This window comes from Tsukamurella sp. TY48 (assembly GCF_019656655.1).
Classification (GTDB): Bacteria; Actinomycetota; Actinomycetes; order Mycobacteriales; family Mycobacteriaceae; genus Tsukamurella; species Tsukamurella strandjordii.
The window spans coordinates 3067416-3088978 of record NZ_BPMV01000001.1; the positions used below are offsets into that span (position 1 = coordinate 3067416).

Sequence of the window (21563 nt, forward strand, 5' to 3'; positions counted from 1 at the left end):
GGTGTGACCTCAGCCACGTTCACGTCCCGCCAGGCCGAAACACTGCTCGCGATCGCCGAGACGCTGATCCCCGGAGGGGACGGCCTGCCCGGCCCGCGCGACCTCGACTTCATCACGACGGTCGCGCGCACCGCCGGGCACAAGCTGCTCCCGCGCGAGCAGCGCGAGATGAAGATCTTCCTCGACCTCTGGGACACCCGGGGCATGGGACCGGCGCACGGCATCGGACTGCGCCGGTTCTCATCCCTGACCCCCGCCGAACGCGAGCAGGTCCTGCTGCGCTGGGGCGGGTCGTCGATCGGCGCCAAGCGGTCGATCTTCCAGGGCCTGCGGTCCCTGCTGATCGGCGCCTACTACATCGCGCCGGACGCCACCGCGGTGCGCGCCGACATCGGCTACCCGGAGGCCTTCGGTCCGGTGCCCGACGCCCCGGCGCGGCCGATCACGCCGTTCGTCGTCCCGCCCGGCGGTGCCACCCTCACGGCCGATGTGGTGATCGTGGGCTCCGGCGCGGGCGGCGGCACCGCTGCGGCCGTGCTGACCGCGGCCGGTCTCGACGTGGTGGTGCTCGAGAAGGGCGGGTATCACGACGACCGGGACTTCGGCGCCGGTGAACTGGACTCGCTGACCTCGCTCTACGCCGGACCGCCCGCCGCGACCGCGGAGGGGCAGCTCTCGCTGATGGCGGGCGGAACCCTGGGCGGCGGCACGGTGGTCAACTGGACCACCTCGTTCCCGACGCCCGACCACGTGCGGGCCGAGTGGGCGGGCCACGGCGCCACACAGTTCGCGGGGGAGGAGTTCGATCGGGCGCTGGCCGCGGTGCAGCGCAGGCTGTCGGTGAACACCGACCACGACCGCATCGCCCACCGGGACGAGGTGATGGAGCGCGGCCTCCGGTCGCTGGGTTGGCACTGCGATGCCATGCCGCGCAACGTGCTCGGCTGCGACCAGGGGGTCGAGTGCGGGCGGTGCGGCTACGGCTGCCGGATCGGTGCGAAGCAGTCGGTCGCGAAGACCTGGCTGCAGGACGCCGCCGACGGCGGTGCGCGCATCGTGGTGGGCGCCGAAGTGCGCACGGTCCGGGTCGAGCGCGGTCGCGCGACCGGGGTCGAGGCCGTGATGTCCGACGGTGCGCCGTTGACCGTGTCGGCCCGCGCCGTGGTGGTCTCGGCGGGCACCCTGCAGACACCCGCCCTGCTGCGCCGATCGGGACTGCGGAACAAGCAGATCGGCGAGAACCTCCGGCTGCATCCGGCGACGGCGGTGTCCGGGCGCTTCGACGAGGACGTCCTGCCGTGGGAGGGCGGGCTGCAGACCCGGTACTCGACCGAACACGCCGACCTCGACGGCCGCGGGTACGGCGTGATCTACGAGACCGGGCCGCTGCACCCCGGTGCCGCGGCGATCTTCCAGCCCTGGCATTCGGCCGCCCACCTCGCCGACGAGATGCGCTCGTTGCGCAACACCGCCGCGGTGGGAGTGATCCTGCGCGACACCGGGAGTGGACGCGTCGCCGTGGGGCGCGACGGTGAGCCCGTGCCCCACTACCGGCTGAACGATCACGATGCCGCGCACCTGCATCGCGGGGTGGTGGGCGCCGCCCAGATCATCGCCGCCGCCGGCGCGACATCGGTACGGTCCGCACATCAGGTCCGCGTCGCCGCCACGCTGCCCGGGCCGTTGGACGACTTCGCCGTCGCCGCACAGGAACAGGGCTACGCACCGGCCCGTTGCATGATGGCGGCGCTGCACCTGATGGGTACCGCCGCCATGGGTGGCAGCCCGAAGACCTCCGCCACCGATCCCGACGGCGCCACTTGGGAGGTGCCGAACCTGGTGGTGGCCGATGCCTCCTGCTTCCCCACGCCCAGCGGTGTGAATCCGATGATCTCCATCGAGGCCATCGCCTACATGAACGCCTGTCGGTTGGCGGCGCGCCTGACGTAGGTCACGCGGCCTGGGGCGGTGCGGTGGATCGGTGCACATGCCCGGTGGGCGTGCGGGTTTCGACGGTGTGCCTTCCCGACGGGTCGGTGACGGTGCGGCTGGTCCAGCCGGTGGCTTCTTTGGCGTAGTTGCACGCCGCGCACAGTCCCTGCCCGTTGGCCAGGCTCGTGGGGCCACCTTTTGTGTGCGCGACGATGTGGTCGGTGTGGGCGATCGGTGCATCGCAGTACGGGGTGCGGCAGTACCGGTCGCGGGCGGCGATCACCTCCGCCAACCCCGCCGGGAACAACCGCGCCCGGGAATCCATCGCGACGACCGCTCCGGATTCCGGTTGCACGTACAGCCGTTTGACCCAGGCGACGGCGTTCGCGGTAGCTGTCCCGATCAGGTGGCGGGCGATCTCCGCCGGGAGTGTGCCGCCGCCCGCGAGATGCGCGGTGCCCGGCTGGTCACCGAGCAGCACCGCCGCCGGGATGGTGAGATTCACTGTGACCGGTTGGCCGGCTGCGGCGTCACGGCCGGTGAGACGCGCGAATGCGGTATCGGCCATGATTTGCGCCCGGCTCCGCACTTCCCCCGGAGCACCGAACACCCCGTCGGCTGCAGTTTTCAACGCGGCGTACACCCCGACGGCCTGGGCGACGGGCAGCAGGATCGATACCCGCGCCATGCAGTCCGGTGCCGGGCGGATGGTGACTCGCCGGTCTTTCGCTGCTTGCCCGATCCGGTCCACCGTGGCCCGCGCATCCAACCGGTACGCGGTCTCCCGCACTCGATCCTGCAGTCGCCGTAGCCCCAGCCCGGCAGCAGCGAAGGTCTCACCACACAGGGCGGAATCGGCCTCGGCTCGCAGTCGCGGTTCCAGATGCGAGAGACCGGAGATGATCACGTCCACCGCCTCCGGCGAGACATCCCCATCGCGTAACCGTGCCGATGTGGCGGGCAGATCCGCCGCCAACACCCGAGCGCGGTTGAGCATGGAAGCGGCGCGATGCGGGGAGACCCGCAGCGCCAACCCGATCTCTGCTGCGACACCGGCCTCCCACCGATCCTGCGCGACACCGGCAGCGATTCGCTCACACACCCGCACCCGCAACAACTCCGCGATCAACCGATACTGATCGAAGACCACCCGCGCACGAGCCCGCTCCAACCCGGCCAGACTGGCAACAACATCACTGCCATCCCCTGTGGCGGAAACGGATTCGTCTTCCTCGTCCATGACCCGACACTACGACCACCCACTGACAAGTTTGTGCGGGAGCGGTACTCGTCGAGCGTGAGGTCTACGAATGGGAGATTCATGGTTTCGGTTGAGAGACAGATGGACCCCGGCGCCATCATGACTCATGGTGTTTGATTTCGTTGGTCCTCCGGGAGGTACCAGTCGGGGAGAGCCTCGGGCTGCAGGGCGGTGGTGTCGCCCGGCCGGCTGAGGGTGATCACCGCCCGCTGAATCCACGGGAAGCCGTTGAGCTGGTCGGCGATCGAGGCCAGCCGTGCCGCCACATCGCTCTCGGGGAGCTCGCCCTCGACATCGACGGAGGCCACCAGGAAGAGCTTGTCGGCACCCACCCACTCCATGTACAGGAAGCTGACCCGGGACACGTCGGGGTGGGCCAGCAGCGCCGTCAGCGCACGATTCCGCGCGAGGGGAGTGGCCACCTGCCCGGTGAGGAAGTCCATGTTGCGGCGGATCAGGAAGAGCGCGACGAACCCCAGCAGCAGGCCCACCAGGATCGACCCGATCGCATCCCACACCGGATTGCCCGTGATCTGGTGCAGCGCCATCGCCGACGCCGCGATCACGATGCCGATCAACGCACTGAGATCCTCCGCGAACACCGAGCGCAGCACGGGATTCGAGGTGATCCGCACGTACCGCAGCGGATGCAGGAAGCGCTCCTGCGCACCCGCCTTCGTCTGCCGCACCGCCTGCACGAAGGAGATGCTCTCCAAGACGAAGGAGATCGCCAGCACCGCGTAGCCCCAGGTGTAATCCGCCGCCACCTCGGGCGCATTGAGCGAGGTGATGCCGTGCCATACCGACACCGCGGCGCCCACACTGAACAGGCCGAAGGCCGCGAACATCGACCACACGTAGCCGCTGCGGCCGTAACCGAGCACGTGCGTGGCGTCGGCGGGCTTCTCGGCCCGCCGGGCGCCGATCAGCAGGAAGACCTCGTTGCCGGCGTCGGCCCAGGAGTGCGCCGCCTCCGCCACCATCGCGGCGGAGCCCGTGATCCCCGCGGCCACCGATTTCGCGACCGCGATGAGCACGTTCGCGGCGAGGGCCACGAGCACCGTCACCAAGCTCTCCGAGGGCGCGTCGCCGTCCGCGGCTTCGCCGGGGGAGTCGTAGATCGATCGTCCGGAATCCGCGGTCATGGTCGAATGCTACGTCGGCACTCCCGAGAACTCTGCGCGATCGCAACTCCGGGCACCACCCGATGCGGGTAGGTTCTGAATCCGTGAGGTCACCAGCGCCGGGCACGGAGATCGAGCCCACCGTTCGCAGGAAGGGGCGCCGCTACGGCGGTGCGGACGCGGAGACCCGACAGGAGGCGCGACGCACCCGGATCGAGGAGGCGGCGCTCGAACTGTTCGCCTCGCGCGGGTACCGGCACACCACCGTCTCGGCGATCTGTGAGCGCGCGCGGGTGTCCCGGCGGCACTTCTACGAACTCTTCGACGACCGCGAGGCCGTGCTGCGCCACGTCTACGACCAGATCCAGGAACGCACCCGGGAGGCGGTGCTCGCCGCGATCGGCGATCACGTCCGCGACGCCGCCGGCTCCGCGGATCGGAGCGCGATCATCGTCGCCGCGCTCGACGCCTACATCGGTGCCCTGCTCGACGATCCGCGCAGCCTGCGGGTCGGCTTCGTGGAGGTCGTCGGCGTCAGCCCCGAATTCGAACAGCACCGGCTGGGTAACCGGCGGGAGTGGGCCCAGCTCCTCCAGGGGGCCGCCGCCACCGCCGGTGCGCCGCCCACGCAGCCCTGGATGTACACCGCGTTCATCCCATCGGTGAACGAGTTCCTCATGGCCTGGTGGCAACACTCCGACGATCACACGGACCCGCACGACCTCGTCCAGATCCTCTCCTCCGTGCTCACCGCCCTGATCCGGGGCGCCGCCGGCCGCGACGACTGACCGCTACGCCACGCGGGTGCGATCAGGATTGGCGCGCACCGTTTTCAGCGACTTCTCGAGTTCCTTCTTCGAGGCGCCGTGAGCGGCCAGCCGGTTGAGCTTGTGGATCACGACGGGGCACTTCATGCACCGCGTCTTCTTACGGCAGCACTTCTTCTTGGGCTTGCTGCCCACGAGCTTGTGCGCCTTGGTCTTACCCATCTATGTAGGTTAGCGCAACCTAATGGCGAGATGCCAGCCGTCACACCCGGCGGCCACGATGCGGCTTCCCGGGGGTTGTGCCAGTAACCTGGTCACGACCAGGCGTGTGCGCACGCCCCCTTCATCGTGTCCGCGCGAGCTCGGCTCCCGCCGGCGCGGACGACCACCTCCAGGAGAACCACAGTGGCTCAGCCCAGTTTCCGCAACGTCGCCATCGTCGCGCACGTCGACCACGGGAAGACCACTCTCGTCGACGCCATGCTGCGGCAGTCGGGCGCGTTCGCAGAGCGCGAAGAGCCGACCGAGCGCGTGATGGACTCCGGTGAGCTGGAGAAGGAGAAGGGCATCACCATCCTGGCGAAGAACACGGCCGTGCACCGTGTGAACGCCGACGGCAGCACCACCGTGATCAACGTGATCGACACCCCGGGCCACGCCGACTTCGGTGGCGAGGTCGAGCGCGGCCTGTCCATGGTCGACGGTGTCGTGCTGCTGGTCGACGCCTCCGAGGGCCCGCTGCCGCAGACCCGCTTCGTGCTCCGCAAGGCGCTCGCCGCCTCGCTGCCCGTGATCCTCGTGGTGAACAAGACCGACCGCCCCGACGCCCGCATCGAGGAGGTCGTCACCGAGGCCCAGGACCTGCTGCTCGACCTCGCCTCCGATCTGTCGGACGAGGCCGCCGAGGCCGCCGAGCTCGCGCTCGAGCTCCCCGTGGTCTACGCCTCCGGCCGCGAGGGCAAGGCCAGCACCACTGCGCCCGCCAACGGCGAGGTCCCGGACGCCGAGAACCTCGACGAGCTCTTCCAGATCCTGCACGACAGCATCCCCGCCCCCAAGGGCAACGCGGACGCCCCGCTGCAGGCCCACGTCACGAACCTCGACGCCTCGGCCTTCCTCGGCCGCCTCGCGCTGGTCCGCATCCACAACGGCACCCTGCGCAAGGGCCAGACCGTGGCCTGGATGCGTGAGGTCGACGGCGAGCCCGTGATCACCAACGCGAAGGTCACCGAGTTGCTGGCCACCGAGGGTGTCCACCGCAAGCCCGCCGAGGAGGCCGTGGCCGGCGACATCGTGGCCGTCGCGGGCTTCCCCGAGATCATGATCGGCGACACCCTCGCCGACGTCGACAACCCCGTCGCCCTGCCGCGCATCACCGTCGACCAGCCCGCCATCTCGGTGACCATCGGCACCAACACCTCGCCGCTGGTCGGCAAGGTCTCGGGCCACAAGCTCACCGCTCGCATGGTGAAGTCGCGCCTCGATTCCGAGCTCATCGGCAACGTCTCGCTCAAGGTCCTCGACATCGGCAAGCCCGACCAGTGGGAGGTGCAGGGCCGCGGTGAGCTGGCGCTGGCCATCCTGGTCGAGCAGATGCGCCGCGAGGGCTTCGAGCTGACCGTGGGCAAGCCCCAGGTGGTCACGCAGAAGATCGACGGCAAGGTGCACGAGCCCTACGAGCACCTGACCATCGACGTGCCCGAGGAGTACCTCGGCTCGGTCACCCAGCTGCTGGCCAACCGCCGCGGCCGCATGGAGACCATGGCCAACCAGGGCACCGGCTGGGTCCGCATGGAGTTCGTCGTGCCCTCGCGCGGCCTGATCGGTTTCCGCACCGACTTCCTCACCGAGACCCGCGGCACCGGCATCGCCAACGCCGTCTTCCACGAGTACGCGCCGTGGGCCGGCGAGATCCGCGCCCGCCACACCGGCTCGCTGGTCTCCGACCGCCAGGGCACCGTGACCCCGTTCGCCATGATCCAGCTGGCCGACCGCGGCACCTTCTTCGTCGAGCCCGGCGCCGACACCTACGAGGGCATGGTCGTGGGCATCAACCCGCGCGCCGAGGACCTCGACATCAACGTCACCAAGGAGAAGAAGCTGACCAACATGCGTCAGTCCTCCGCCGACGTGATGGAGACCCTCGCCAAGCCCATCAAGCTGGAGCTCGAGGCGGCCATGGAGTTCTGCGCCGGCGACGAGTGCGTCGAGGTGACTCCCGAGGTTGTCCGGGTGCGTAAGGTGCACCTGAACGGCACCGAGCGCGCTCGTGAGCGCTCGCGCGCCAAGTCGCGCGACCAGTCCGCGGGCTGATCCGCCGCCCGACTACGGTGGTGTCGACGCCCCGGCCGTGAGGGTCGGGGCGACGAGCGTGCAGGAGGGAGCCGAAGGTGCGGCGACGGTCCTTGAGGGTGACGGTGACGTCCGCCCTCCTCGCGGCGACGCTCACCGGGTGCGTGGCGGACCCGCCACCCGCGGTCCCCGGCTCGGAGACCTCGGCCCCGCCGCAGGCGCCCGTGGTCAGCGGAGCCACCGTGCTCGTCGCGATCGACGGCCTCGGCGCGGGCTTCAATCCGCACCTCGCCTCCAACAGCTCGCCCGCCGCACGGGCACTGGCCGCGATGACGCTGCCCAGCGTCTTCCGCGAGGCCAAGCGGCCCGACGGCCGCGTCGAGCTGGAGCAGAACACCGATCTGGTGCCCACGATCGAGCAGCCCACGCCCAAGCAGATCGTGTACACCATCCGGCAGGACGCCCAGTGGTCCGACGGTGCGCCGATCGCCGCGGAGGACTTCGTCTACCTGTGGGAGTCGATGATCACCGCCCCCGACACGGTCGGGTCGGCGCCGTACCGGCAGATCGAGTCGGTGCAGTCGGGCGCGGGCGGCAAGCGGGTGATCGTGACCCTCAAGGACGAACTGCCGGGCTGGCGCACCCTGTTCCAGAACCTGCTTCCCAGTCACCTCGTGAAGGGCTCGCCGGGCGGTTTCAACGGCGCCATGCGCGACCGGATCCCCGCCTCGGGCGCCGGCTACCTGGTCAAGAAGGTCGACGTCGCGCGCGATGAGGTCACCCTCGAACGCAACGACCGCTACTGGATGAACCCGTCCCGGGTGGAGCGCGTGGTGCTCCGCAAGGGCGGCAGCGACGCCCAGCTCGCGAACTCCGTGCGCACCGGCGACGTCCAGGTGGTGGCCGTGCACGGCGGACCGTCCTTGCTCGCGCAACTGACCTCGATCTACCAGGTCCGGGCCGCGGAACAGCCCGCGCCGCGCACCCTGTCGCTCACATTGAACACCCGGTCGCCCTTCCTCACCGACGGTGCGGTGCGCCGCGCCCTGCTCGACGCGGTGAACGTGGATCTGCTCACCACGGTGGGGTCCAGCGGCGACACCGTGCGCCCGGCGCGAGCCCAGGTGCTGGCTCCGTCGGACCCCGGTTACGCGCCCACGATGCCGGTTCCGCCCGCGCCCGCCGACGCCAAGCGGCGGCTGGAGCAGGTGCTCGCCGGTGCCGGGTACACGCTGCAGAACGCCGCCATCCCGCCCAGCCAGAGCGTGCCGCCGACCCCCGCGCCGGCGCCCGTGACACCCGCCTCGCCGGTCCCGCCCACCAGCTCCGATCCGTCGGCACTGCCGGTCCCGCCGTCACCGTCGCCGGGCCAGAACGTGCAGCAGTACGTGCGCGACGGGGTGCCCATGTTCCTGCGGATCGGCGTCCCGCAGGGCAGTCAGGAGGCCTTCGCCGTCGCCAGCAACCTGACCGATCAGCTGCGCGCCATGGGCGTCTTCGCCTCGGTCGTGATCCGCGAACCGCAGGTGCTCGCCGGGACCGCGCTGCTCGACGGGTCGGTCGACGCGGTGGTCGGATGGTCCGGACTGGCTCCCACCCCGGTGGAGCGGTTGGCGAGCCGGGTGGAGTGCCCGACACCGTCGGCGTCGAGCGGCGTGACGGTGACCGCGACCCCGAGCGCGCGGCCCTCGATCAGCACCGACCCGCAGGCCACCACCGTGGGCGGCAACCTCGCCGGCCTGTGCGATCCCGAGCTCCAGGGCCTCGCGCTCGACGGGCTGCGGGGCGGCCCCATCGACCTCGGCGCGATCGACGCCGCGCTGTGGTCCAAGGCCACCGTGCTGCCGATCCTGCAGGACATGACCCTGTCGGCGGTCAGCCCCACCGTGCAGGGCGTCACGCTCGACGGTCCGCCCGTGGACGGCGTTTTCACCGGGGTCGAGCGCTGGGAGCGCACCAAGTGACCAGGCGCCTGCTCCTGGTGCACGCGCATCCCGACGACGAGACGATCACCACCGGCGGCACCATCGCCCGCTATCTGGCCGAGGGCGCCGAGGTCACCGTGGTGACCTGCACGCTCGGTGAGGAGGGCGAGGTGATGGACCCGCCCTACGCGCAGCTGGTCGCCGATCAGGCGGATCAGTTGGGCGGCTACCGGATCGGTGAGATCACCGCCGCCCTCGCCGCCCTCAGTGCCCCCGGCGGGCCCGTGCTGCGGCCGCGGTTCCTGGGCGGCGCGGGGCGCTGGCGCGACTCCGGGATGGCCGGGACACCCGCGGCCGAGCATCCCCGCGCCTTCGCGACGGCCGCCGCCGGAAGTGCGCCAGTGGCGGCGCTCGCCGAGATCATCCGCGCGGTGCGCCCGCAGGTGGTGGTGACCTACGACGAGGTGGGCGGCTACGGCCATCCCGACCACATCGCCGCGCACACCGTGACCACCGCGGCCGTCGCCGCGGCTGCGCAGCCCGGCGGCTCCAGCGAGCCCTGGGAAGTCGCGAAGCTGTACTGGACGGTGGCCGCCCGTCGGCAGATCGACGACGGTGTCGCCGCGCTCGCGGGCGCCGACCTCCCGCAGGACTGGCGGATCCCGGACAGCGCGTCCCTGCCCGCCCACGAGGACGCCGCCGTCACCACCCGCATCGACGTCTCGGCCGTGGCCGAGCGCAAGATCGCCGCGCTGCGCGCGCACGCCACCCAGCTCACCGTCTCGGACGACGGGACCGCCCTCGCGCTCACCAACCTCATCGCGCAGCCGATCCTCACCGAAGAGGCCTTCATCCTGGTGCACGGAACGGCCGCACCCGGCGCCGACGGAGTCGAGCGGGACCTGTTCGCGGGGCTGCCGTGAACGACGCCCTTGATGTGCTCGCGTACATCGCCGCCGCCATCGGCGGCGCGGTGTGCGCGGTGGGCGCCACGATGTACCTGTACCTCTACGTGGGCGCCGTGCCCCTGCCGATCTCGGCGATCGGCTTCGGGGCGCTGCTGGCCGGGATCTCCGTCGCCTGCCGGCGGCTCGGGGGAGAGGCGCGTTTCGCTGCGATCCCGGTGATCGCATTCCTCGTCGTGGTGGTCGTCTTCCTGCTCGGAGGACCCGGGAACAGCATCATGTACACCGACTGGCGACTGCCGCTTCTGCTCGTTTGCGGAATCGGAATGCCGGTTGTAGCCGGATACCTGGCATCATCGGATGAGTGACGGACGCTGACACGCCGACTCCCGCGCTTCTGCCGATGCCCTCGGTCCCGAAGCGAACGGCGGAGCCGTACCAACCGACCCCCTCCGCGATGCGCCGTGCCCTGCGCCGCGCGCGCGACGGAGCCACCCTCAACGTGGACGAGGCGCAGGTCCTGCTCGCCGCCCGCGGCGACGATCTGACCGACCTGTGCCTCTCGGCGGCCCGGGTCCGCGACGCCGGGCTGCGCGACGCCGGTCTCGTCGACGACGCCGGCGTGGGCCAGGTGACCTACTCCAAGAGCGTCTTCATCCCGCTCACCCGCCTGTGCCGCGACCGGTGCCATTACTGCACCTTCGTCACGGTCCCGGGCAAACTGGCCGCCGAGGGCCACGGCGCCTTCCTCGAACCCGACGAGGTGCTCGACATCGCGCGGCGCGGCGCGGAGTTGGGCTGCCAGGAGGCGCTCTTCACGCTCGGCGACCGTCCGGAGGACCGCTGGGAGGCGGCGCGGGTCTGGCTCGACGAGCGCGGCTACGACTCCACGCTGGACTACGTGCGCGCCATGTCGATCCGCGTGCTGGAGGAGACCGGCCTGCTGCCGCACCTGAACCCCGGCGTCACCAGCTGGGAGGAGCTCACGCGCCTCAAGCCGGTCTCGGCGTCGATGGGCATGATGCTCGAGACCACCTCGGAGCGGCTGTTCACCGAGAAGGGGCAGGCGCACTACGGATCGCCCGACAAGGACCCGGCCGTGCGGCTGCGGGTGCTGCAGGACGCCGGCCGCCTCTCCGTGCCGTACACCACCGGACTGCTGGTGGGGATCGGCGAGAACGAGCGTGAACGCGCCGAGTCGATCCTCGCCATCCGCAAGGTGCACAAGGCCTTCGGACACATCCAAGAGGTGATCATCCAGAACTTCCGTGCGAAGCCGGATACGGCGATGCGGAACGTGGCCGATCTCGGGCTCGACGAGTACCGCGCGACCATCGCCGTCACCCGCCTCGTGCTCGGACCCAAGATGCGCGTGCAGGCGCCGCCGAACCTCGTCTCCGGCGAGGAGTGCCGCCTGCTGCTGGAGGCGGGTATCGACGACTGGGGCGGCGTTTCGCCCGTCACCCCGGATCACGTGAACCCCGAACGGCCCTGGCCGGACCTCGATGCGCTCCGGAACCTCACCGCCGAAGCGGGTTTCGGATTGCAGCAGCGCCTCGCGGTGCACCCGGAGTACGTGCGCGCGGGCAGCCCGTGGATCGATCCCCGGGTCTCGCCGCACGTCACGGCCCTGTCCGATCCGGCCACCGGCCTCGCGAACCCCGAGGCCTTCCCCGTGGGCATCCCGTGGCAGGAGCCGGACGAGGAGTGGGCGTCGTCGGGCCGCGTGGACCTCAACACCGCCATCGACACCGACGGCCGGAACACCGAGACCCGCTCCGATCTGGGATCCGCCTTCGGTGACTGGGAATCCGTGCGCGAACAGGTGCTCTCGCTGTCGGCGCCGGAGAAGGTGGAGTCCGATGTGCTGTCCGCGTTGCGGGCGGCGGAGAAGAACCCGGGCGGGCTGTCCGACGATCAGTACCGGGCGCTGGCCTACGCCGAGGGCGACGGCCTGGAAGCCCTGGTGGCCCTTGCCGATCAGCTGCGCAAGGACACCGTCGGCGAGACCGTGACCTACGTGGTCAACCGGAACATCAACTTCACCAACATCTGCTACACCGGCTGCCGGTTCTGTGCCTTCGCGCAGCGCAAGGGCGACGCCGATGCCTTCACCCTGTCGATGAAGGAGGTGGCCGACCGCGCCGAGGAGGCGTGGCAGGTGGGCGCCACCGAGGTCTGCATGCAGGGCGGTATCGACCCCGATCTGCCGGCCACCGGCTACGCCGATCTGGTGCGCGCGGTGAAGCAGCGGGTGCCGGGGATGCACGTGCACGCCTTCAGTCCGATGGAGATCGTCAACGGCGCGGCGCGCTCCGGCGAGTCGGTGCGGGACTGGCTGATCGGCCTGCGGGAGGCGGGTCTGGACACCATCCCCGGCACCGCGGCCGAGATCCTCGACGACGAGGTGCGGTGGGTGCTCACCAAGGGCAAGCTGCCCACGTCGGCGTGGATCGACGTGGTGACCACCGCCCACGAGGTGGGGATCCGCTCCAGCTCGACGATGATGTACGGCCACGTCGACAATCCGGCGCACTGGGTGACGCACCTGAACGTGCTCAAGGGCATCCAGGACCGCACCGGCGGCTTCACCGAGTTCGTGCCGCTGCCCTTCGTGCACCAGAGCGCCCCGCTGTACCTCGCGGGCGCCGCCCGTCCCGGGCCCACCAAGCGCGACAACCGCGCGGTGCACGCCCTGGCGCGGGTGATGTTGCACGGCCGTATCGAGCACATCCAGACGTCATGGGTGAAACTGGGTACCGCGGGCACCCAGGCCATGCTGCAGGGCGGCGCGAACGACCTGGGCGGCACGCTCATGGAGGAGACGATCTCCCGGATGGCGGGTTCGTCGCACGGATCGGAGAAGACGGTGGCTGAATTGCACGCGATCGCCAACGGCATCGGGCGCCCGGCGCGCGAGCGCACCACGACGCACGCCCAGCGGGGTGCCGCGTGAACGCGCTGGAGCCGCAGGGCGGCGCGGTGACCGGTGATGTCACCGATCTGGAGTTGGCGCGCACGGTCGGCGTCTTCGTCACCGTGACCCGTCCCGCGGTGGTGAGCGCGCGTTTCGTCTCCACGCTGGCGGGGCTCACCCCGATCCCGGTTGTCAACGGCTACCTGCGCCGCGACTCCGACGGGCGTTCGCGCTGGTGGGTGATCCCGGTCGGCGCCGTGACCACGGTCGCCGTGGCATGGCCGAACGCGCTGGGATTCGTGGCCCGCGTGCTGCCGCTGCAGCCGTACCTGGGGTTCGCCAACCAGACCATCGTGGTGGTCGGCGTGGCGGGCGAGCACGGCATCACCGAGATGTCGGAGCAGATCGACCTGGTGGCCCGTGTGCTCGCCCGACGGCAGATCGACGCCCGCTCGCTGCTCGGCGAGAATCCCGGGTGGAACGAGCTGGTGCCCGTCCGCGAGACCACAGATCGGCTCCGCGGCGGCATCGGCTCCGCGATCGGTGCCGTGCGCGAGGTGGTGCACACCGTGAAGTCGGCGCGCTCGGCGCTCGACGCGCGGCCGCGTCCCGCCTCCACCTTCGACAAACTCAGCAAGCTGCCCGTGGTCGGCGCGTTCGCCGGCTACGTGGGCGAGTTCGCGACGCTGCGCACCGTCGAATCCCGCGCCTCGGACGGTGCGAAGATCCTCGGCCTGGAGGCCGTGCTCTCCGGCTCCTCCACTGCGGTGGAGCCGGAGAAGGACTGACTCAGGAGATCAGGCCGACGACGGTGGCGCTGAGGAACGAGACCAGCGTGGCACCGTAGAGCAGCTTGAGGCCGAACTTGGCGATCTGGTCGCCCTGATCGGGTGCCAGCGACTTGGCGGCGCCGGCGATGATGCCGATCGAGCTGAAGTTGGCGAAGGAGACCAGGAAGGTCTGCACGATCGCGGTCGCGCGTTCGCTCAGCACCACCGCGCCCTCGCCGGACGGGTTCTGCGGTGTGAACGACATCATCGCCACGAACTCGTTGCTCACCAGCTTGGTGGCCATGATCTGGCCCGCCTGCACGCACTCGCCCCACGGGACGCCGGTGAGCCACGCCAAGGGCGCGAAGACGTGTCCCAGCACCTCCTGGAAGGTGGTGCCGCCGAAGACCCAGGCGAACAGGCCGTTGACGAGGGCGAGCAGGGCGACGAAGCCGATCAGCATGGCCGCCACCGTGAGCGCGACCTTGGCGCCGTCCATGATGTACTCGCCGAGCATCTCGAAGAAGGACTGCTTCTTCTGCTCCGGTGCGGCGAAGACATCGTCCTCGGGCGCCACCTCGTAGGGGTTGAGCAGCGAGACCACGATGAAGGCGCCGAACAGGTTGAGCACGATGGCGGCCACCACGTACCGCGGTTCGATCATCGTCATGTAGGCACCGACGATCGACATCGACACCGTCGACATCGCCGACGCGGACAGCGTGTACAGGCGGTTCGGCGGGAGAGTCGGCAGGATCTTCTTGATCGCGATGAAGTTCTCCGACTGGCCGATGATGGCCGAGCTCACCGAGTTGAAGGACTCCAACTTCGGCATGCCCGTGATCTTCGACAGCGCGAGGCCGAGGTACTTGATGATCAGCGGCAGCAGCTTGGTGAACTGCAGGATGCCGATGAGTGAGGAGACCACGATGATCGGCAACAGCACGTTCATGAAGAACGGCACGCCGAACTCGTCCGTCTTGTAGTCGACGAGGCCGCCGAAGACGAACGTGGTGCCCTCGCGGGCGAACGCGAGCAGATTCTTGAAGCCGCGTGCGAGCCAGTCGATCACGGTCTGACCGACCGGAGTCTTGAGCATGACCAGGCCCAGGACGAATTGGATCGCGATCATCCCGAGGATGTACGGCGCCTTCTTCTTGAGCATGGCGACGTTTCGCGTAGGCAGGTACGCGAGCAGGAGGAACACGATGAGACCGAACACACCGACGATTACGTGCACCGGTGAATGAAATCACACGTCGGCAGGTTAGGCGACACTTCTTTGTGACTTGTTCCAGCGGCCAGGAATACTGTCGGTAGGTCTCGACGTGTCCGAAGGAGTGATCAGGTGACGTACACCATCGCAGAGCCCTGTGTGGATGTGCTCGACAAGGCGTGCATCGAGGAGTGCCCGGTCGACTGTATCTATGAGGGCAACCGGATGCTGTACATCCAGCCGGACGAGTGCGTCGACTGCGGTGCGTGCGAGCCGGTGTGCCCCGTCGAGGCGATCTTCTACGAGGACGACGTCCCCGACGAGTGGTCCGAGTACGTGACCGCCAACATCGATTTCTTCAACGAGGTCGGCTCGCCCGGCGGCGCCGCCAAGACCGGCAAGATCGATTACGATCACCCGTTCATCAAGGCCCTGCCGCCGATGAACACCGAGCACTAGCGTGCCGCGCATTCCGCTCGCCTCCCGGCTGCCCGACTTCCCCTGGGACACTCTGGCCGCCGCGAAGGCGCGGGCGGCGGCGCATCCGGACGGGATCGTCGACCTGAGTGTCGGCACCCCCGTCGATCCGGTCGCCGAGCCGATCCGTCGGGCCCTGTACGAGGGTTCGGCCTTCCCGGGGTACCCGGCCACCATCGGCACCCCGGAACTCCGCCAGGCGGCCGCTGGCGCTCTGGAACGGCGGTACCGTTCCGTGGCACTGCCCGAGTCGGCCATCCTGCCGGTGATCGGCACGAAGGAGGCCATCGCGCAGCTGCCCTCGGGTCTCGGCCTCGGCGCCGGCGACACGGTGGTGATCCCCGAGGTCGCGTACCCCACCTACGAGGTGGGTGCGCTGCTGGCCGGAGCGACGCCGGTACGGGCCGACGGGACCGCCCAGCTCGGCCCCGAGAACCCGGCCCTGGTCTTCGTGAACTCGCCGTCGAATCCCACCGGCAAGGTGCTGGGCGTCGATCACCTGCGCAAGGTGGTGCAGTGGGCCCGTGAGCGCGATGTGATCGTGGCCTCCGACGAGTGCTACCTCGGATTGGCCTGGGACGCCGAGCCCGTCTCGATCCTCGATCCGCGGGTGTCCGACGGCGATCTCACCGGACTCATCGCGATCCACTCGTTGTCGAAGACCTCGAACCTGGCCTCGTACCGGGCGGGCTTCTTCGCGGGCGATCCGCAGCTGATCGCCGATCTGGCCGCGGTGCGCAAGCACGCCGGCGCGATCGTCCCGTTCCCGGTGCAGGCCGCGATGACCTACGCCCTGTCGGTGGACGAGCACGAGGCGGAGCAGCGCGCTCGCTACGCCGCCCGCCGCTCGGTGCTGCTGGACGCGGTGCGCGGCGCGGACTTCACGGTGGACGATTCGGAGGCCGGGCTGTACCTCTGGTCCACCCGCGACGAGGCCTGCCGGGACACCGTGGACTGGTTCGCCGAGCGGGGAATCCTGGTGGCGCCCGGCGAGTTCTACGGCCCGCGGGGCGCACGGCACGTGCGGATCGCGCTCACGGCCACCGACGAGCGCATCGCCGCCGCGGCGCAGCGCCTGTCCTGATGACCATCTCGGGGGTCTCCGCCGCCTGGCGGCCGGAGATCGCCCGCATGCTGGAGCAGGCGGCACGAGCGGGGGAGATCTCCTTCACCGAGGTGGTCGCCGAGAACCTCGATCCCTCGGCCCTGCCCGCGGATCTGCTCACGCTGGCAGGCCTGGGGGTCACGGTGATCCCGCACGGTGTGACACTGGGGCTCGCGGGCGCCGATCTGCCCGATCCGGAGCGGTTGCGGCGCCTCGCCGATCTCGCGGTCGCGTTCGACGCACCGCTGGTGAGCGAGCACGTGGCCTTCGTCCGGGCGGGCGAGGTGGGCACCGACGACGAGGAGGGCCCGCACGCCGCGGTGCTGGAGGCCGGACATCTGATGCCGGCGCCGCGCACGGCCGAATCCCTCGCCGTGCTGGTGGAGAACGTGCGCGCGGCGCAGGCGGCGCTGCCGGTGCCCCTGGCGCTGGAGAACATCGCGGCCCTGTTCGCCTGGCCCGAGGACGATTACGACGAGCCCACCTACCTGCGGGAACTGGTCGACCGCACGGGGGTGGGCCTGGTGCTCGACCTGGCGAACCTGTACGCCTCGTGCCTGGCGCGGGGGCTCGATCCGCTCGCTGAGCTGCGCCGATACCCGCTCGATGCGGTGGCCTACGTGCACATCGCGGGTGGCCGGTTCGACGGTGAGCTGTATCTCGACACCCACGCCGACCCGATTCGTCCGGAAGTTCTGGAACTGCTGGCCGCCTGGCGAGATTCACAGCCTGCTCTTGGGTGTGTTTCCGCAGGTCAGGGCGATGTTCCCGGAGTGTTGCTGGAACGAGATGAATCCGTGATCGAATCCGCCGTCCGGCACGAGATGCTAACGCTGCGAGAGGTTCTCGCTATCGACTGACGGAGGTGCTGACATGAGCGCTCTCTTCGTTGTTGTGCCGGTTCTCCTCGTCACCGCGTTCGCGGTGACCGCTGTGGTGGCACTGGCAGTGACCCGAACACCCAAGAGTGTCAAGAAGGCTCGGCGTGCCGCGAAGCTCGGAGCCGGCGGCGACGGCGTGGCCTGGATGTTCGGTGGCGGTGACTCCGGCGGGCACTCCGGTGGCGGCCACTCCTGCGGCGGTGGAAGCTCCTGCGGTGGTGGCGGAGGTTGCGGTGGTGGCGGCGGCGGGTGCTGACCCGATAGGTCGATACTGTGAACCGGGAGGTACCTAAATGGAGATCTTCGCAATCATCGTGGTGGTACTGCTCGTGGTCGGGCTCGTATCCGCGACCTCGGGCGGGAACAAGGGCAAGGGCGGCAAGCGTCGTCGCTCCGGCGGAGGCTCGTCGAGCAGTGATTCCTCCTCGTCGTGGTTCTTCGCCGGCGGCAGTGCCGGTGCCGCGGACTCCGCCCATCACGGGCACGACACGGGAACGAACTGCAGCGCGAGCAACTGCAGTGCGAGCAGCTGCAGTTCGAGCAGCTGCGGCGGGTCCAGCAGCTGCAGCTCCAGCAGTTCGAGCAGCTGTGGTTCCTCCTGAGGCGCGCGAGCGCCTGCGCCGGCGTCAGGCCGATGTGCTCGACGACCTGTTGTCGGGTCGCGTGCCGCGCGGATTCGATTCCCGTGGAGCGGCTTTGACGTCCAGAGTGCTCGCCGTCAAGCGCGCGGGTTCGGCCGGCCGGGCGTGCCCGCAGTTGCGGTCGCTCCCCACCTGGCCGCATGGCTTCCTCGACTACGCGGCGGGCCACCCGAAGGCCGACTGCTCCGCCCACGATGCGCGGGCCTACATCGCCTGGCTGCGCGCCGAGGGCAGCGCGGATGAGCGGGCGTGGGTGGCCGTCGAGACCGTCCGCAGCGGCGCGCGGCGATGGGCGATCTCCCGGGGCCGGCCGGTGGTCCGCGTCGGTGGCCGCGTCTTCGGCGCGCGGTGACGCCGGCGCACCCGACCCGCGCCGCGATGATTGATGCGGTGAACGCCGGCCCATCCAGTACGCTATTGCAAAGTTTACGTCGTTACGGTTGGTCGAGGTGTTGAGCGTGTGGGACCGGGGAGTTCGCCCGATGGTGGTCATGGTGCTGGCGGTGCTGCTGGCCGGAGCCGGGCTGTGGTTCGCGGAGGCGAAGCTGCTGCAGAGCCGACCGGACATCGGCGGGCGCGCCGTCGCGGCACACGACCTGCCGCTGGGCAGCCTGGTCGGCCTCACCGTCTCGGAGGCCATGGATGTGATCGGCGCCCCGAGTGAGCACATCGCCGCGGAGCCACGGATCGTCCCGTTGAACGCCCGGACCCGGGTTGCGACGGCGCACATCTCCGCGGCGTGTTTCACGCCGCAGACCCGGCAACTGTCGATCGAGGTCGCCAATCGCGATCAGTTGTCCTCCGACGACTGGCGCAGCGCCAAGCGGGGTGACGCCCCGTACCGGGTCGACCGACTCCGGAAGGTGACCCGCTGCACCGTCACATCGCCGGTGGGCCTGGTCCCGATCAGCGCGTGACGCGCAGCCTCAGTTCTTGTGCAGGGCGGCGTTGAGCTCGACGCCCTCGCTCTTCCACGGCACCACCTCGACGGCGCCGGTCACCGAGTTCCGCCGGAACAGCAGGTTCGATCGTCCTGCCAGCTCGCGGGCCTTGATCTGGGTGCCGTCGGGGCCGGTGACCTTGGTGCCGGCGGTGAGGTAGAGCCCCGCCTCCAGCACGCAGTCGTCGCCGAGCGGGATGCCCAGGCCGGAGTTCGCGCCCAGCAGGCAGCGCTCACCGAGCTTGATGATCTCCTTGCCGCCACCGGACAGGGTGCCCATGGTGGACGCGCCGCCGCCCACGTCGGAGTGATCGCCGATCACCACGCCTGCGGAGATGCGGCCCTCGACCATCGCGGTACCGAGCGTCCCGGCGTTGAAGTTCACGAAGCCCTCGTGCATCACGGTGGTGCCCTCGGCGAGGTGGGCGCCGAGCCGCACGCGGTCGGCGTCGCCGATGCGCACGCCGGTGGGCAGCACGTAGTCCACCATGCGCGGGAACTTGTCCAGCGAGTACACGGTCACCTGGCCGCGCTTGCGCAGCGCCGCGCGCACCAGCTCGAACCCGGCGGGGGAGCACGGGCCGAAGTTCGTCCACACCACGTTCGCCAGCAGCCCGAACTGGCCGTCCAGGCTCAGCCCGTGCGGCTGCACGAGCCGGTGGCTCAGCAGGTGCAGGCGCAGGTACACGTCGTGGGCGTCGGCCGGCGCGGCGGAGAGGTCGGCGATCGTGGTCTTCACGACGACCACGCGTACCTTGCGATCGGCATCGGTTCCCGCGAGCGCGGTGAGCTCCGCGGGGGCGCCGGCGGGATCCTGTTCGGTCCCGGTCGTGCCCGCACCGTCGGTCAGCTCCGGCGCGGGGAACCAGGTGTCGAGCACCGTTCCGTCGTCGGTGATGGTGGCCAGTCCGTATGCAACAGCTCCGCGATTCGTCACCCGCTCAGCGTACTGGGAGGGGTGATCCGGGCGCGGCCCCAGGCGAGGCGCGCGAGCGTGCCGGGTGCCGACGGCGGCCTCGTGCTGCGAGATCGAGAAGTTCGGATACCGTGCGTTGAGTGACCACGACCCTCGACCCGGCCAAGCTCGCCAACCGCATCGACGACGCCGTCGACGATGGAGACCTCACCGAGGTCTCGTCGCTGATCGCACCGTTGAACTCGCATGATCTCGCCGATGTCCTGGAACGCCTGAACCGCAAGGACCGCGCCGTCGTCTTCCGGCTGCTCGCGAAGGACGAGGCGCTCTCCGTCTTCGAATCGCTCGATGCGCCGCTGCAGGGCGAGCTGATCCACGACCTCCAGGACGAGCAGGTCACCGGCCTGTTCGCCGAACTCGACCCGGACGATCGGGTGACGTTGCTCGACGAGCTCCCGGCCACCGTCGCCGCCCGGCTGCTGCAGGGCCTCCCCGAGAGCGAACACGCCGCCACCGCGGCGCTGCTCGGGTATCCGCAGGGTTCGGTCGGCCGCGAGATGACGCCCGAGTTCGTCTCGGTCCACCCCGAGGACACCGCCGAGCAGGCGCTGGCGGAGGTCCGGGCCCACATCGACGAGGTGGAGACCATCTACGGCATCCCCGTGGTGGGACCGGGCCGGATCCTGGTGGGCATCGTCGGGCTCCGCGGCCTGATGCGCAGCGCCCCCGAGACGCCGGTCCGCGACATCATGAACATCGCCGGCACCGCGAACGCCCGGGAGTCGGCCGAGGACGCCGCCCGACGGTGCGCCGAACAGCGCCTGCTGGTGATGCCCATCGTCGACGATGAGCACCGGCTGGTGGGCATCCTCACGGTCGACGACGCCCTGCGCATCCTCGAGGAGGCGGAGAGCGAGGACGCGGCGCGCCAGGGCGGTGTGGAGCCGCTGAACCGGCCGTACCTCTCGACTCCGGTGCGCACGCTGGTGCGTTCGCGCGTGGTGTGGCTGCTGGTGCTCGCGATCGGCGCGACGCTCACCGTGAAGGTGCTGTCGGTCTTCGAGGACAGCCTGCAGGAGATGGTGGTGCTCTCGCTGTTCGTGCCGCTCATCATCGGCACCGGCGGGAACACCGGCAACCAGGCCGCCACCACCGTGACCCGCGCGCTCGCCCTCGGCGACATCACCACCCGCGACGTGATGCGCGTGCTGGGCCGGGAGATCCGCGTGGGCGCCACCCTGGGCCTGATCCTCGGCGGCCTCGGCACCGTGATCGCCGGCGTGCTGTTCGGCACCGACGTGGGCCTGGTGATCGGCGCCACCCTGTTCGGCGTGTGCACCATGTCGGCCACCGTCGGCGGCCTCATGCCGATCGTCGCGAAATCGATCGGCGTCGACCCCGCGGTCTTCTCCAACCCGTTCATCAGCACCTTCGTCGATGCGACGGGCCTGATCCTGTACTTCCTCATCGCCAAGGCGATCCTCGGGATCTGAG

At 70.1% G+C, this 21563-nt stretch carries 21 protein-coding genes; 16 read left to right on the forward strand and 5 right to left on the reverse strand.

The window, feature by feature from the left end:
* Positions 1 to 3 precede the first annotated feature (3 nt).
* Complete coding sequence (locus TTY48_RS15115) at positions 4 to 1950, forward strand: GMC family oxidoreductase N-terminal domain-containing protein (protein ID WP_220658266.1); 1947 nt, start codon at positions 4 to 6, stop codon at positions 1948 to 1950.
* A 1-nt stretch (position 1951) separates the two neighbouring features.
* On the opposite strand, the gene TTY48_RS15120 is transcribed toward TTY48_RS15115, so the two are convergent.
* Positions 1952 to 3172 (reverse strand): HNH endonuclease signature motif containing protein, encoded by a 1221-nt coding sequence (locus TTY48_RS15120; protein WP_220658267.1) that lies wholly within the window; start codon positions 3170 to 3172, stop codon positions 1952 to 1954.
* A gap of 125 nt (positions 3173 to 3297) precedes the next feature.
* Positions 3298 to 4338, reverse strand: a complete 1041-nt coding sequence (locus tag TTY48_RS15125; protein WP_255585692.1) for a cation diffusion facilitator family transporter — start codon at positions 4336 to 4338, stop codon at positions 3298 to 3300.
* An 83-nt stretch (positions 4339 to 4421) separates the two neighbouring features.
* On the opposite strand from TTY48_RS15125, the gene TTY48_RS15130 reads away from it, so the two are divergent.
* Positions 4422 to 5105, forward strand: a complete 684-nt coding sequence (locus TTY48_RS15130) for a TetR/AcrR family transcriptional regulator (protein WP_220658268.1) — start codon at positions 4422 to 4424, stop codon at positions 5103 to 5105.
* A 3-nt stretch (positions 5106 to 5108) separates the two neighbouring features.
* Here the strand turns inward: TTY48_RS15130 and TTY48_RS15135 are convergent, their stop codons facing one another.
* Positions 5109 to 5306 (reverse strand): hypothetical protein, encoded by a 198-nt coding sequence (locus TTY48_RS15135; protein WP_220658269.1) that lies wholly within the window; start codon positions 5304 to 5306, stop codon positions 5109 to 5111.
* A 183-nt stretch (positions 5307 to 5489) separates the two neighbouring features.
* Here TTY48_RS15135 and typA point away from each other — a divergent pair, with 183 nt between their 5' ends.
* The 6 genes from typA to TTY48_RS15165 all read left to right on the forward strand — a co-directional run bounded on the left by typA (position 5490) and on the right by TTY48_RS15165 (position 13911).
* Positions 5490 to 7397, forward strand: coding sequence for a translational GTPase TypA (gene typA / locus TTY48_RS15140; RefSeq protein WP_220658270.1), 1908 nt, complete (start codon positions 5490 to 5492; stop codon positions 7395 to 7397).
* A 104-nt stretch (positions 7398 to 7501) separates the two neighbouring features.
* The gene (locus TTY48_RS15145) at positions 7502 to 9340 is read left to right on the forward strand and encodes an ABC transporter family substrate-binding protein (protein WP_220658271.1); all 1839 of its coding nucleotides are present in this window, start codon (positions 7502 to 7504) and stop codon (positions 9338 to 9340) included.
* Positions 9337 to 10224 carry an N-acetyl-1-D-myo-inositol-2-amino-2-deoxy-alpha-D-glucopyranoside deacetylase gene (gene mshB / locus TTY48_RS15150; RefSeq protein WP_220658272.1) on the forward strand — a complete coding sequence of 296 codons (888 nt, stop codon included), beginning with the start codon at positions 9337 to 9339 and terminating at the stop codon, positions 10222 to 10224. The genes TTY48_RS15145 and mshB overlap by 4 nt, the downstream gene beginning before the upstream one ends.
* The gene (locus TTY48_RS15155) at positions 10221 to 10574 is read left to right on the forward strand and encodes a hypothetical protein (RefSeq protein ID WP_220658273.1); all 354 of its coding nucleotides are present in this window, start codon (positions 10221 to 10223) and stop codon (positions 10572 to 10574) included. Before mshB ends, TTY48_RS15155 begins: the two co-directional genes overlap by 4 nt.
* A gap of 35 nt (positions 10575 to 10609) precedes the next feature.
* Entirely contained in the window at positions 10610 to 13162 is a 2553-nt protein-coding gene (locus tag TTY48_RS15160; protein ID WP_220658603.1) for a bifunctional FO biosynthesis protein CofGH, read from the forward strand.
* The gene (locus TTY48_RS15165; protein ID WP_220658274.1) at positions 13159 to 13911 is read left to right on the forward strand and encodes a hypothetical protein; all 753 of its coding nucleotides are present in this window, start codon (positions 13159 to 13161) and stop codon (positions 13909 to 13911) included. The genes TTY48_RS15160 and TTY48_RS15165 overlap by 4 nt, the downstream gene beginning before the upstream one ends.
* A gap of 1 nt (position 13912) precedes the next feature.
* On the opposite strand, the gene TTY48_RS15170 is transcribed toward TTY48_RS15165, so the two are convergent.
* The gene (locus tag TTY48_RS15170) at positions 13913 to 15133 is read right to left on the reverse strand and encodes a NupC/NupG family nucleoside CNT transporter (RefSeq protein ID WP_220658275.1); all 1221 of its coding nucleotides are present in this window, start codon (positions 15131 to 15133) and stop codon (positions 13913 to 13915) included.
* Positions 15134 to 15241: 108 nt separating this feature from the next.
* Between TTY48_RS15170 and fdxA the strand changes: the two genes are divergently transcribed.
* The 7 genes from fdxA (at position 15242) to TTY48_RS15205 (ending at position 19130) form a co-directional block, all read left to right on the forward strand.
* Positions 15242 to 15568, forward strand: a complete 327-nt coding sequence (fdxA, locus tag TTY48_RS15175; protein ID WP_220658276.1) for a ferredoxin — start codon at positions 15242 to 15244, stop codon at positions 15566 to 15568.
* A gap of 1 nt (position 15569) precedes the next feature.
* Entirely contained in the window at positions 15570 to 16670 is a 1101-nt protein-coding gene (gene dapC / locus TTY48_RS15180; protein WP_220658277.1) for a succinyldiaminopimelate transaminase, read from the forward strand.
* Positions 16670 to 17551, forward strand: a complete 882-nt coding sequence (locus TTY48_RS15185; protein ID WP_220658278.1) for a DUF692 family multinuclear iron-containing protein — start codon at positions 16670 to 16672, stop codon at positions 17549 to 17551. The genes dapC and TTY48_RS15185 overlap by 1 nt, the downstream gene beginning before the upstream one ends.
* A 13-nt stretch (positions 17552 to 17564) precedes the next feature.
* Complete coding sequence (locus TTY48_RS15190) at positions 17565 to 17828, forward strand: hypothetical protein (RefSeq protein WP_220658615.1); 264 nt, start codon at positions 17565 to 17567, stop codon at positions 17826 to 17828.
* Positions 17829 to 17865: 37 nt separating this feature from the next.
* Positions 17866 to 18174, forward strand: a complete 309-nt coding sequence (locus tag TTY48_RS15195; RefSeq protein WP_220658279.1) for a hypothetical protein — start codon at positions 17866 to 17868, stop codon at positions 18172 to 18174.
* Positions 18161 to 18565, forward strand: a complete 405-nt coding sequence (locus TTY48_RS15200) for a hypothetical protein (RefSeq protein WP_220658280.1) — start codon at positions 18161 to 18163, stop codon at positions 18563 to 18565. Before TTY48_RS15195 ends, TTY48_RS15200 begins: the two co-directional genes overlap by 14 nt.
* A 106-nt stretch (positions 18566 to 18671) precedes the next feature.
* Positions 18672 to 19130 (forward strand): hypothetical protein, encoded by a 459-nt coding sequence (locus TTY48_RS15205; RefSeq protein ID WP_220658281.1) that lies wholly within the window; start codon positions 18672 to 18674, stop codon positions 19128 to 19130.
* A gap of 9 nt (positions 19131 to 19139) precedes the next feature.
* Here TTY48_RS15205 and dapD read toward each other — a convergent pair whose 3' ends face one another.
* Positions 19140 to 20090, reverse strand: a complete 951-nt coding sequence (gene dapD / locus TTY48_RS15210; protein WP_220658282.1) for a 2,3,4,5-tetrahydropyridine-2,6-dicarboxylate N-succinyltransferase — start codon at positions 20088 to 20090, stop codon at positions 19140 to 19142.
* Positions 20091 to 20209: 119 nt separating this feature from the next.
* On the opposite strand from dapD, the gene mgtE reads away from it, so the two are divergent.
* On the forward strand, positions 20210 to 21562 hold the full coding sequence (gene mgtE, locus TTY48_RS15215; RefSeq protein ID WP_220658283.1) for a magnesium transporter: 1353 nt from the start codon (positions 20210 to 20212) through the stop codon (positions 21560 to 21562).
* Position 21563: the final 1 nt, after the last annotated feature.